We start from the raw sequence: 14300 nt of genomic DNA, 5'->3' as shown, positions 1-14300 counted from the left end.
CCCGACGCGGTCGCCCTGGTCAGCGAGCAGGAGACGCTCACCTACGCCCAGCTCAATGCCCGGGCCAATCGCCTGGCCCATGGCTTGATCGAACGCGGCATCGGCCCCGACGTGCTGGTGGGCCTGGCGCTGTCGCGCAGCGTGCAGATGGTGGTCGGTTTGCTGGCGGTGCTCAAGGCCGGCGGCGCCTACGTGCCACTGGACCCGGCCTATCCCCGGGATCGCCTGGCGTATATGGTCGAGGACAGCGGCATCGCCTTGCTGCTCACCGAGACCGATGTGCTGCCGCTGTTCGGCGACGCTGCCGTGGCCGCGCTGCTGTTGGATCAGCCCGGGCAATGGCTGGCCGGCTACAGCGAGCGCGACCCTGGCGTGGCCATCGACGGCGATCACCTTGCTTATGTGATCTACACCTCTGGCTCCACCGGCAAGCCCAAGGGCGTGACCCTTCGCCATGCCGCCCTGAGCAACCACATGGCGTGGATGCAGGGTTGCCTGAAACTGACGGCCGCCGACCGCGTCCTGCAAAAAACCGCGATCAGTTTCGATGCCTCGGTCTGGGAGTTCTGGCTGCCGTTGATGAGCGGCGCGCAACTGGTGCTCGCCAGCCCGCACCTGAACCTCGACCTGACCACCCTCTGGGCCGACGTGGCGCGGTGGCGCATCAGCGTGCTGCAAATGGCGCCCTCGCTGTTGCAGGCCTTGCTGCCACTGGCGACCCGCGCGCAACTGGCCTCCCTGCGCCTGCTGCTGTGCGGTGGCGAAGCCCTCAGCGTGCACCTGTCGCGCCAGGTCATGGCGCTGTTCGATGGCGAACTGCGCAACCTGTATGGCCCGACCGAAGCGACCATCGACACCAGCAGCCATGCGGTGGTGCGCGGCAGCGAAGACGACGCCGAACGGATCATCGCCATTGGCCGTCCCATCGATAACGTGCGCACCTACGTGCTGGACGCGGCGCTACAGCCTTGCGCCGTGGGTGCCGTCGGCGAGTTGCACATCGCCGGTGATTCCCTGGCCCGTGGTTACCACCAACGACCGGCACTGAGCGCCGAGCGCTTCATTCCCGATCCGTTCGCGCCAGCCCCGGGCGGCCGCTTGTATCGCACCGGTGACCTGGCCCGTTATGGCGCCGACGGGGTGATCGAGTACCTCGGCCGGATCGACCACCAGGTGAAGATCCGTGGCCTGCGTATCGAGCTGGGGGAAATCGAAGCGCGCCTGCAGGCCGATGCCGATGTGCGCGATGCGGTGGTGCTGGCGCGGGACGACGTGAGCGGGCCGAACCTGGTGGCCTATCTGGTCGGCCAGGACAGCCCTCTCGACCAGGGCAGCCTGGGCGAACGGCTCAAGGCGCGACTGGCGGCCCAGGTGCCGGACTTCATGGTGCCGACCCATTGGGTCTTCCTCGACCGCTTGCCGCTGACCCCCAACGGCAAGCTCGATCGCGAGGCCTTGCCGGCACCGGACACCCGTGCCCTGCAACCGGCATACCTGGCACCGCAGAGCGACCTCGAATGCCGGGTCGCGGCCATCTGGCAAGACGTGCTCAAGGTCGAGCAGGTCGGGCTGGGCGACGACTTCTTCGAACTGGGCGGGCATTCGCTGCTGGTGGTGAGCGTGGTCTCGCGCCTGCAACTGGAACTGGGCCTGACCTTGACCCCGCAACTGATTTTCCAATTCCCGGTACTCGGCGCGTTCGTGGCGCAACTCGAGCCTGCCGGCGAACCCATGAGTACGTCGAAATTGAGCAAGCTCGAAGCGCTGCTCGATGAATTTGAGGAGGTTTGATGGACACCGCTGTCGCACAACGTATTGCCAGGCGCTTCATAACGCTGCCGCTGGAAAAACGTCGCTTGTACTTGCAGAAGATGCTCGAAGAGAACGTTTCCCCGGCGAACCTGCCGATCCCGCCTGTCAGTGCCGAGTTCGACACACTGTCGTTGTCTTTTGCCCAGGAGCGCCAATGGTTCCTCTGGCAGTTGGACCCCGAGAGCGCGGCCTACCACATGCCCACGGCCCTGCGCTTGCGCGGGCCGCTGGACATCGCTGCGCTGGAACAGAGTTTCACCGCGTTGGTGGCCCGGCACGAGAGCCTGCGCACCACCTTCCAGACCCATGGCGAGCAGGTCGTGCAGCAGGTGCACGCGGCGGCGCCAGTGCATTTGCAGGCAGACACCCTGGAACGGTTGCCGGACGAGACGCAGCTGCGCCAGTTGATCGAAGGGGAAACCCGCCAGCTCTTCGACCTGCAACAGGGGCCACTGCTGCGCACGCGCCTGCTGCGGTTGGCGGCGGATGATCATGTGCTGATCGTGACCTTGCACCACATCGTGGCCGATGGCTGGTCGATGCAGGTGATGGTCGAGGAACTGGTCAACGGCTACGCCGCCTTCAGCCAGGGCCACGCGCCGCAATTGCCGGCGCTGCCGATCCAGTACACCGACTACGCCATCTGGCAGCGGCACTGGATGGAAGCGGGCGAGCGCGAGCGTCAGTTGGCATACTGGACCGCACGCCTGGGCGGCCAGCAACCGGTGCTGGAACTGCCGACCGATTTTCCGCGTCCGGCGGTGATGAGCTATCGCGGCGCACGGTTGGAGCTGGCCATCGACGCGGTACTGGCCGGCGACCTCAAGCACATGGCCCAGCGCGAAGGCGTCAGCCTGTTCATGCTCCTGCTGGCCTCGTTCCAGGCGCTGCTGCATCGCTACAGCGGCCAGAACGATATTCGCGTCGGCGTGCCGACGGCCAACCGCAACCGGGTCGAGACCGAGCGCCTGATCGGCTTTTTCGTCAACACCCAGGTGCTCGACAGCGATGTCCAGAGCCAGGATTCGTTTGGCGCCTTGCTGCAACAAGTCAAACAGACAGCCCTGGGCGCCCAGGCTCACCAGGAGTTGTCGTTCGAGCAACTGGTCGAGGCGTTGCAGCCTGAGCGCAACCTGAGCCACAGCCCGCTGTTCCAAGTGATGTTCAACCACCGGACCCAAGGCCCGGCGGGCGAGGGGCCGGTCGGCGCGTTGAAAGTCGAGGAACTGCGCTGGGATTCGCACACGGCGCAATTCGACCTGACCCTGGAAACCGTGGAGCACAGTGAAGGGCTTTCGGCAGGGCTGATCTATGCCACCGACCTGTTTGGCGCCGAGACAATCGCGCGCCTGGGCGGGCATTGGCAGAACCTGTTGCGGGCGATCGTGGCCGACCCGGCGCAGCGCATCGGTGAGTTGCCGTTGCTCGACGCGGCCGAGCGCCAGGCCCAGCTCGACAACGGCCAGCGCACCCCGACACCGGCGCCCGAGGCGGGTTTTGTTCATCAACTGTTCGAAAGACAAGCGGCGCGCACCCCGGACGCCCCGGCGCTGGTCATCGACGGCGAGCGCTGGAGCTACCGCCAACTCAATGCCCGGGCCAATCAGTTGGCGGGCAAGCTGCAAAGCCTCGGCGTGGGCCCGGATGTCCTGGTGGGCATTGCCGTGGAACGCAGCGCGCACATGCTGGTGGGCCTGCTGGCGATCCTCAAGGCCGGTGGCGCCTACCTGCCGCTGGACCCGGCATTCCCCCAGGATCGCCTGGCCTACATGATCGAAGACAGCGGCATCGAGCTGCTGCTGACCCAACGTTCATTGCTCGACCAGCTACCGCTGTCCTGTGGGAGCGAGCTTGCTCGCGATAGCGGTGGTTCAGTCAATGGCGATGTTGAATGTGCTGACGCCATCGCGAGCAGGCTCGCTCCCACAGTGTCTGGTGTTGGCGTCACCACGTTGGTGTTGGACCAGGAGGGGGACTGGCTCGACGATTATGCCTGCGACGCGCCGGCGCCGCGCCTGGATGCGGAGCACCTGGCCTACGCGATCTACACCTCCGGCTCCACCGGCAAGCCCAAAGGTGTGATGGTGCGCCACGGCGCGCTGACCAACTTCGTCGCGAGCATGGCCCAGGCGCCGGGCATGACGGCCCAGGACCGGGCGTTGTCGCTGACCACGTTCTCGTTCGATATTTTCGGCCTGGAAATCTACGTGCCGCTGATGGTCGGCGCGTGCATCGTACTGACCGGCCCGCACGTCGCCCAGGACCCGTACGCGGTATTGGCGCTGATCGCGGCCGAGCAGGTCAACGTGGTGCAGGCCACGCCGTCGACCTGGCGCATGTTGCTGGACAACGAGCACGCCCAGGGTTTGCGCGGCTGCAAGTGCCTGTGCGGTGGCGAGGCGCTGCCCCAGGAACTGGCCGTGCGCATGCTCGCCCTCGGCGGTGAAGTGTGGAACCTCTACGGCCCGACGGAAACCACCATCTGGTCGGCCTTGCACCCGTTGCAACCCCAGGCCGCGCAACCCTGGCTGGGCGGGCCCATCGACAACACGGCGCTGTACATCGTCGGCGCCGACCTGATGCCGGTGCCCTATGGCGTGGCCGGTGAATTGCTGATCGGCGGCCAGGGTCTGGCCCGTGGTTATTTCCAGCGTCCGGCGCTGACCGCCGAACGTTTCGTGCCCCATCCGTTTGTTGCCGGCGAGCGCCTGTATCGCACCGGTGACCTGGCGCGCCAGCGGGCCGACGGCATTCTCGAATACCTCGGGCGCATCGACCATCAGGTGAAGATTCGCGGGTTCCGCATCGAACTGGGCGAAATCGAAGCGCGCCTGCTGGAACAGGACTGCGTGCGCGAAGCGGCGGTGCTGGCCCAGGAGGCACCGGGCGGCCAGGCGTTGGTGGCGTACATCGTTCCAACCCTCGAACTGAATGACTCGGACGCCGGTGCCCAGGGCGCCCTGCGCGACAGCCTCACGGCCCGGCTCAAGGTCAACCTGCCCGACTACATGGTGCCGGCGCACATGGTGGTGTTGCCACGCTTCCCGCTGACGCCCAACGGCAAGCTGGATCGCAAGCAGTTGCCCAAGCCCGATGCCAGCCAGTGGCAGAAAACCTATGTCGCGCCGCAGACACATGTGCAGCAGGCGGTGGCGACGATCTGGGCCGATATCCTCAAGGTGCCACGGGTGGGCCTGGACGACAGTTTCTTCGAACTGGGCGGCCATTCCTTGCTCGCCACCCAGGTGATGTCGCGGATTCGCCAGCAACTGAATATCCAGGTGCCGTTGCGCCTGTTGTTCGCCCATAACAGCCTGCGAGCGTTTGTCGAGGCCATGGGCACGGCATCGGCCCACGATGAACCGGGCATTCCACGCATTCCTCGCGACCAGCCGCTGGCGCTCTCGTTCGCCCAGCAACGGCAGTGGTTCCTCTGGCAACTGGAACCTACCAGCAGCGCCTATCACATTCCGGCGGCCCTGCGTTTGCGCGGCGCCCTCGACCGTGCCGCGCTGCAACAGAGCTTCGATGCACTGGTGGCGCGTCACGAGAGCCTGCGTACCCGCTTCGTGCTCGACCATGAGCGCCCCGTGCAGGTGATCGACGAACCAGCGCCGCTGGCCCTGGCGGTGGAGTCGCTCGAAGTCGACGTCGATGAACATGCGTTGCGCGGCTTGATCGAAGCCGAAACCCGGCAACCGTTCGATTTACAGCGCGGTCCGTTGCTGCGGGTCAAGTGGCTGCAACTGGGCGCCGAGGACCATGTGCTGATCCTGACCCAGCACCACATCGTGTCCGATGCCTGGTCGATGCAGATCATGGTCGACGACCTGCTGCAGTTGTACGCAGGTTTCAGCCAGGGCCAGCCGGTGACGCTGACGCCGCTGCCGATCCAGTACGCCGACTATGGCCACTGGCAGCGGCAGTGGCTGGCGGCGGGGGAGCAGCAGCGTCAACTCGACTACTGGATCGAGCAGTTGGGCGGCGAGCAACCGATTCTCCAACTGCCGACCGACCATCCGCGCCCGGCCCAGCAAAGCTATCGTGGCGCACGGTTGCCCATCGTCATCGAACCGGCCCTGGCCGAAGGCCTCAAGCGCCTGGCCCAGCAGCACAACAGCACGCTGTTCATGCTCTTGCTCGCCGGCTTCCAGACCTTGCTGCACCGCTACAGCGGCCAGGACGACATCCGCGTCGGTGTGCCGATCGCCAACCGCAACCGGGTGGAAACCGAGCGTCTGCTGGGCTTCTTCGTCAATACCCAGGTGCTCAAGGCCGACATCGACGGCAACCTGCGATTCGACCAGTTGCTCGATCAGGTCAAGCGACGGGCCCTCGGTGCCCAGGCCCATCAGGACCTGCCGTTCGAACAACTGGTGGAGCGGCTGGAACCGGCGCGCAACCTGAGCCATACGCCACTGTTCCAGGTGATGTTCAACCATGCCAGCGATGCCCGCCGGGACCTGTCGGCGTTGCCGGGCCTGAGCCTGGAGCAACTGACCTGGGACTCGGGCACCGCCCAGTTCGACCTGACCCTGGACACCTTCGAGTACGCCGATGGCCTCAGCGCCGCGCTGACTTACGCCAGCGACCTGTTCGAGCCGAGCACCATCGCCCGCCTGGGTGAGCACTGGCTGAACCTGTTGCGCGCCATCGTCGCCAACCCGACCCAGCGCATCGCCGAGCTGCCGATGCTGGACAGGGCGCAGCGGCGCCTGATCGTCGAGGACTGGAACCGCACCTACGCCGACTACCCGAACCATCTCCCGGTCCATCATTTGATCGAAGCCCAGGTCGAGCGTGATCCCCACGCCGAGGCGCTGGTGTTCGCAGGGCAATCGCTGAGCTATGCCCAGCTCAACGCCCGCGCCAACCGGTTGGCCCACGCCTTGATCGAGCGCGGCGTCGGCCCGGATGTGCTGGTGGGCATCTCGGTGCACCGCAGTGTGGAAATGGTGGTCGGGCTGCTGGCGATCCTCAAGGCCGGTGGCGCCTACGTGCCGCTGGACCCGGAATACCCGCCGGAACGCCTGGCTTACATGATCGAGGACAGCGGCATCGAGTTGCTGCTGACCCAAAGTTCATTGCTCAACCAGTTCTGTGGGAGCGAGCCTGCTCGCGATAGCGGTGGTTCAGTCAATGGCGATGTTGAGTGTGTTGACGCCATCGCGAGCAGGCTCGCTCCCACAGGAGGTGGCCTTAACCTATTGCTGCTGGATGGGGATGACGACTGGCTGCGTGACTATGCCACCGATAATCCGCCTGCCCGGGCCGTCGCCCAGAACCTGGCCTATGTGATCTACACTTCCGGCTCCACCGGCAAGCCCAAGGGCGCCGGCAACAGTCACGGCGCCCTGACCAACCGCTTGTGCTGGATGCAACAGGCCTATGGCCTGGAGGCCGGCGACAGTGTCTTGCAGAAGACGCCGTTCAGTTTCGACGTGTCGGTCTGGGAGTTCTTCTGGCCGTTGATGACTGGCGTGCGCCTGGTCGTCGCGGCACCGGGCGATCATCGCGATCCGCAGAAGCTGGTCAGCCTGATCGAACGGGAAGGCATCACCACCCTGCATTTCGTGCCGTCGATGCTGCAGGCGTTCGTGCTGGATGCCAACGTCAGCCGGTGCACCCGTCTGACCCGCATCGTCTGCAGCGGCGAAGCCCTGCCGGTGGATGCCCAGCAGCAGGTGTTCGCCAAGTTGCCCAATGCCCGGCTGTACAACCTGTACGGCCCGACCGAAGCGGCCATCGACGTGACCCATTGGACCTGCCGCGACGAAGGGCGCGATGCGGTGCCGATTGGCGAGCCGATTGCCAACCTGATGACCTACATCCTCGACGATGAACTCAACCCGGTGCCGAGCGGCGTCAACGGCGAGCTGTACCTCAGCGGCCAGGGCCTGGCCCGCGGTTATCACCGCCGTCCCGAACTGACCGCCGAGCGTTTCGTCGCCAGCCCGTTCGTGGCCGGCGAGCGGCTGTACCGCACCGGTGACCTGGCGCGCTATCGCCCGGACGGGGTGATCGATTACGTCGGTCGGATCGACCACCAGGTGAAGGTCCGCGGGTTCCGTATCGAATTGGGTGAGATCGAAGCGCGCCTGCTTGAACATGCGGCGGTGCGAGAAGCGGTGGTGGTGGCCCAGGACAGCCGCAGCGGCAAGGTGCTGAGCGGCTACGTGGTGGCCCAGGCCGGTGAGGCCAGCGACTGGCCGCTGTTGCGCGAAGCGCTGCTGGCCCATTTGCGCCTGAACCTGCCGGAGCACATGGTGCCGACGCACCTGACCCGCCTGGAACACATGCCGCTGAGCCCGAACGGCAAACTCGACCGCAAGGCGCTGCCGGCACCCGACCTGGCCGAGCGCCAGGAAGCGTTCACGGCACCGGTCAACGCCATCGAGCGGGCACTGGTGGAGATCTGGCAAGGGGTGCTTGGCGTCGAGCGGGTGGGTACCGCCGACAACTTCTTCGCCCTGGGCGGTGACTCGATCAACTCGATCCAGGTGGTCAGCCGGGCGCGTGCCCAAGGCATCGGCCTGACCCCCAAGGACCTGTTCCTGCACCAGAACATCCAGGCCCTGGCGCGGGTCGCCACGGCGACCGACGAAGGCGTGGTCGACCAAGGCCCGGTCACCGGTGACAGCCTGTTGGTGCCAATGCAGCATTGGTTCTTCGCCAGTGATATCCCGCACCGCGACCACTGGAACCAATCGGTCCTGCTGACCCCGCGCGAACCCTTGGACATCGCCCACCTGCAACAGGCCCTCCAGCACGTGGTGGCCCATCACGATGCCCTGCGCTTGCGGTTCACCGAGGCCAACGATGGCCGCTGGCACGCCAGCCATCAGGCCGTGGATAAGCCGCCGCTGGAGATCTGGCAGCGCACCGCGCAGGACGCCGCCGAGATCATCGCCATCGCCGACCAGGCCCAACGCAGCCTCGACCTGCGACACGGCCCGTTGCTGCGCTGCAGCCTGATCGCGGTGCAGGACGGCAGTTCGCGCCTGCACCTGGCGATTCATCACCTGGTCATGGACGGCGTGTCGTGGCGGGTACTGCTGGAAGACCTGCAAAACGTCTACCGCCAACTGCGGGCGAACCAGGCGCCGGCCTTGCCGGGCAAGTCCACGGCGTTCAAGGCCTGGGCCGCTCAGTTGCAGGACTACGCCCACAGCGAAGCCCTGAACAAGGAACTGGATTACTGGGTCGGGCAACTGGACCAGCCCCTGCCGCCGCTGCCACGGGCCCGTCCCGAGGGCAGCCAGGCCGCGGCCCATGGCCGTTCGGTGAGCACACGCCTGGATGCCACCCAGACCCAACGTTTGCTCAAGCAGGCGCCGATGGCCTATCGCACCCAGGTCAACGATTTGCTGCTCAGCGCACTGGCGCAAGTGGTCTGCCAATGGACCGGGCAACCGGCCTGCCTGGTGCAGCTCGAAGGCCATGGCCGCGAAGAACTGTTCGAGGGCATCGACCTGAGCCGCACCGTCGGTTGGTTCACCAGCCTGTTCCCGGTGTTGCTGACGCCGGCCAGCGATCCGGCCGAGTCGATCAAGCGGATCAAGGAACAACTGCGGGCGGTGCCGAACAAGGGCCTGGGCTACGGCGTCCTGCGTTACCTGGGGGCCGAAGCGGTCCAGCAGCGGCTGGCAAAACTGCCGCCAGCGCGCATCACCTTCAACTACCTGGGGCAGTTCGACCAGAGCTTCGATGAGCAGGCGCTGTTCGTGCCGAGCGAGGAGGGCAGTGGCGCCGGGCATGGCGATGACGTGGCCCTGGGCAACTGGCTGACCATCGACGGCCGGATCTTCAACGGCCAGTTGACCCTCGACTGGACCTTCAGTGGCGATGTTTTCGACGAGGCGACGCTCCAGCGGTTGGCCGATGCCTACGCCGTGGCGTTGCAACAACTGATCGATCACTGCTGCACTGACGGGCACTTGGGCCTGACACCTTCGGACTTCCCGCTGGCGCGCCTGAGCCAGGCGCAACTCAATGGCCTGCCGGTGCCCGTGGCGCAGGTGGAGGACATCTATCCGCTGTCGCCGATGCAGGACGGCATGCTGTTCCACACCCTGGCCGACGACAGCTCCGGCTTGTACATCAACCAGATCAGCCTGCCGGTGCATGGCCTGGACACCGAGCGTTTCGCCCGGGCCTGGACGTCGGTGATCGAGCGCGAGGACATCCTGCGCACCAGTTTCCACTGGCAGGATGGCTTGAGCGCGCCGGTGCAAATCGTCCATCGCCACGTCGAGTTGCCGTTGCAGATTGAAGACTGGCGTGGACAGGACATCAGCGAGCAGGCGATCAGCGCCCGGGCGACCGCCGACTACCTGGCCGGTTTCGACCTGGGCCGCGCGCCTTTGCAACGGGTGTTGTTGCTGCGCCTGGAAGACGATCGCTACCAGATGATCTGGACCTGCCATCACATCCTCATGGACGGCTGGAGCAGTTCGCGGTTGTTCGGTGAGGTGTTGCAGTTCTACGCCCATGGGCAGGTGCCCAGCCGCAATGGTCGCTACCGCGAGTTCATCGAATGGCTGCAACGCCAGGACCAGGGCGCGCTGGAACGCTTCTGGCGCAGCCGCCTCGACACCTTGGAACAGGCGACTTCCCTCAACCAGGCGATGTTCCCGCGGCATGTCGAGGCATTGCCGGGGCACGAGGCGTTGTATTCGCGTTGGGACGTGGCACAGACCGCTCGCCTGCAACAGGCCTGCCGCGCCTTGCAGATCACACCCAATACCTTGATCCAAGGGGCGTGGCTGCTGTTGTTGCAACGCTTCACCGGGCAGAACACCGTGGTCTTCGGCGCCACCGTCGCCGGGCGTCCGGCGGGGCTGGTCAACGCCGACAACATCCTTGGCCTGTTCATCAACACCTTGCCGGTGATCCAGACCCTGGACCCCGAGCAGCCGCTGGATCAATGGCTGCAACAGCTGCAGGCCTACAACCTGGACCTGCGTGAGCATGCCCATGCGCCACTGGCGGATATCCAGCGCTGGTCGGGCCTGGGCGGGCAGGGCTTGTTCGACAGCATCATCGTGTTCGAGAACTACCCCATCGACGAACGCCTGGGCGACCAGCAGGACACCGGCCTGAGCTTCGGCGAGTCACGCAATCATGACGTGACCAACTTCCCGATGGACCTGGCGGTCAACCTGGGTGAAACGCTGTCCATCGAGTACCTGTTCCTGCGCAACGCCTTCAGCGTCGACGCGGTGGAGCGAATCCGCCGCACCCTGGAAGACACCCTGGAAGCGATGATCGATGCGCCCCACGTGTGCCTGGGCAACCTGCAGCGCTTGTCGCTGGAACAGTGGCAGGCCTTCGCACACTGGAGCGCGGCACCGAACGGCAGCTATCAGGCGCAGTTGTTGCCGGAGCTGATTGGCCGGCATGCCCAGTCGCGTCCGCAGGCCACGGCGCTGGTGTGTGGCGACGACTCGCTGGACTATGGCGAACTGGAGCGCCGGGCCAACCGCCTGGCTCACCGCTTGATCGAGCTCGGCGCCGGCCCGGAAGTGGTGGTCGGCGTGGCCCTGGAGCGGTCGGTGGACATGGTCGTGGCGCTGCTGGCGGTGATGAAAAGCGGTTCGGCGTATGTGCCGCTGGACATCGATTATCCACCCGAGCGCCTGGCGTTCATGATCGAAGATTCGGCCATGGCGCTGTTGCTGACCCACAGCCGGGTGCAGGCGCGCCTGCCACAGCTCGACGGTCTGGCGCGCCTGGCCATCGACGGTTTCGACAGCCGTGGCTACAGCGACCTGCCGCCTCACAGCGGTTTGCTCGGCGGCAACCTGGCCTACCTGATCTACACCTCGGGCTCCACCGGTCGACCCAAAGGCGTCGCCGTGGCGCACGGGCCGATGAGCATGCATTGCCAGGCCATCGCCGGGCTGTATGACATGGACGAACACACCCGCGAACTGCATTTCATGTCGTTCGCCTTCGACGGCGCCCATGAGCGCTGGCTGAGCACGCTGTTCAGCGGCGGCACCCTGGTGATTCGCGACGGCGCGCTGTGGACGCCGGAGCAGACCTTCGACGCCTTGCACCGCCACGGCATCACCATCGCCTGCTTCCCGCCGGCCTACCTCAAGCAACTGGCCGAATACGCCGCCAACAGCCAGTTGGCACCGCCGCCGGTGCGGGTCTACTGCTTCGGCGGCGATGCGGTGCCGGACCAGACCTTCGAGCAAGTGAAGGCGGCGCTGCGTCCGCACTTCTTCACCAACGGCTACGGCCCGACTGAAACCGTGGTCACGCCGATGCTGTGGAAGGTACCGGCCAGCGAACGTTGCGAAGCCGCCTACGCGCCGATCGGGCGTGCGGTGGGTGAGCGCGCCTTGTATGTGCTGGACGACAACCTCAACCCATTGCCGCCGGGCATTGCCGGCGAGTTGTACATCGGTGGCGCGGGCATCGCCCGTGGTTATCACCGCCGCCCGGACCTGAGTGCCGAGCGCTTCGTGCCGGACCCGTTCGGCCAGCCGGGCGATCGCCTGTACCGCAGCGGCGACCTGGTACGCCAGCGCGTCGACGGGGTGCTCGATTACGTCGGCCGTATCGACCACCAGATCAAGGTGCGGGGGTTCCGCATCGAACTGGGAGAAGTGGAGGCCAGCCTGCGGCAACTGGCCGACGTCAGCGATGCGGTGGTGATCGCCCGCGACAGTGTTTCGGGCAAGCAACTGATCGGCTACGTGGTCACCCCCGATGGCGTGGCCATCGGCGATCGGCTCAAGGCCGAGCTGCGGGCGCAATTGCCGGATTACATGGTGCCGGCCCAGGTCATCTGCCTGGAGGCGTTGCCGGTCACCCCCAACGGCAAGCTCGATCGCCAGGCCTTGCCGGAGCCGGAATTCAAGGGCGCCGAGTATGTGCCGGGGCGTAACCGCGATGAGCAATTGCTGGCCGAAATCTGGGCCGAGGTGTTGCAAGTCGAGCGGGTGGGCATCACCGACAATTTCTTCGAGCTGGGTGGGGACTCGATCCTCAGCCTGCAAGTGGTCTCGCGGGTGCGCAACCATGGGGAGCTGAAGATGGAGCTCAAGCTGCGGGACCTGATGCGCGGCCAGACCATCGAGGCGATTTTCGACCAGCGTTCGAACACGTTTGCCGTGACGGTCGAGGACGTGACCCAGGTGGCCGCCGAAGGGCAGTTCAACCTGATTCCGATCCAGCAATGGTGGTTCGACCAGCGCATGAGCGAACCCCATCATTACAACCAGGCGTTGATGCTGCGGGCCCGCCAGGGGTTGAACCTGACGGCACTGGAATTGGCCTTGCGCGGCATGATGCAGCAGCACGATGCCTTGCGCCTGCGCTTCAGTGAAGTCGGTGGGCGTCACCTGCAGCATTACCAGGCGCTGGAGGAGATGCAGGCCCAGTGGACCAACGAACCTTTGCTGTGGCAGCACAGCGTGGCCGATGAAGCCGAGCTGGAGTTGTACGCCGAACGGGTGCAACGCAGCCTTGATGTGCACAACGGGCCGGTGTGGCGCACGGCGCATGTGACCCTGGGCAGCGGTGAAATTCGCGTGCTGATGGTGATTCATCACTTGGTCATCGACACGGTGTCGTGGCGTTTGCTGCTGCAGGATTTGCAGACGGCTTATGCGGCCTACTGCGACGGCCAGACGCCGAACCTGCCGATTCGCACCAGCAGCTACCGGGCCTGGGCCGAGGGCCTGCAAGCCTATGCGCGGGACTATCCGGCGCCGGAAAAAGCCTGGTGGCTGGAGCAGATCGACCAGCCGGGCAGCGAGTTGCCGTGTGACAACCTGCGGGGCAAGAACCAGGTGCAGTACCAGTCGGTGGCGCATTTGAGCCTGTCGGAGCAGCACACCCAGCAGTTGCTCAAACAGGTGCCGGCGGCCTACCAGACGCAGATCAACGACGTATTGCTGGCGGCGCTGAGCCGGGTCTTGTGCCGCTGGAGCCAGCAGCCGTCGGTGCTGATCCAACTGGAGGGGCATGGGCGCGAGGACCTGGTCAAGGACATCGACCTGAGCCGCAGCCTGGGCTGGTTCACCAGCATGTTCCCGGTGCGCCTGACCCCGAGCCATGACGCCGACATCGGCACCTCGGTGCGGGCGGTGCAACGGCAGTTGGCCGCGGTGCCGAACAAGGGATTGGGCTATGGCGTGTTGCGCTACATGAGCGGCGAGCCGATGGCCGCCACCCTGGGCCGCGCGCCCCAGGCACGGGTGACGTTCAACTACCTGGGGCAGTTCGACCAGAGCTTCGACGACAAGGCGTTGCTGGTGCCGGCGGCGGAAAGCTACGGCAGTTGCTACAGCCCCCATGCCGCGCTGGGCAACTGGCTGGAAGTGGTGGGGCAGGTGTACGACGGGCGACTGGCGCTGCGCTGCATCTTCAGCACCCGCCGCTACCGTGCCGAGACCGTCGAGGGCTTGATGCGCGCCTACCAGGAGGAACTGGAGGCGTTGATCGAGCACTGCGTGGCGCAAGCGGCTTAA

Annotated in this window: 2 protein-coding genes (1 of these 2 running past the window's edge); both read left to right on the top strand. The window is 65.8% G+C overall.

From position 1 onward, the window contains the following. Positions 1–1791: the 3' end of a non-ribosomal peptide synthetase gene (locus BLQ55_RS25065; RefSeq protein WP_092257869.1), read on the top strand. 6111 nt of this gene lie to the left of the window's left edge; 1791 of the gene's 7902 nt are visible here — the last part of the coding sequence; its start codon lies beyond the left edge, outside the window; it ends in the stop codon at positions 1789–1791. Then, a complete protein-coding gene (locus BLQ55_RS25060) occupies positions 1791–14300 on the top strand; it encodes a non-ribosomal peptide synthase/polyketide synthase (protein ID WP_092257866.1) in 12510 nt (4169 codons plus the stop codon). Before BLQ55_RS25065 ends, BLQ55_RS25060 begins: the two co-directional genes overlap by 1 nt.

Source organism: Pseudomonas sp. NFACC13-1 (assembly GCF_900104425.1).
Lineage (GTDB): Bacteria > Pseudomonadota > Gammaproteobacteria > Pseudomonadales > Pseudomonadaceae > Aquipseudomonas > Aquipseudomonas fluorescens_AA.
The sequence above is the reverse complement of the archived record's forward strand: the minus strand, read 5'-3'. Positions and strand labels throughout refer to the sequence as shown.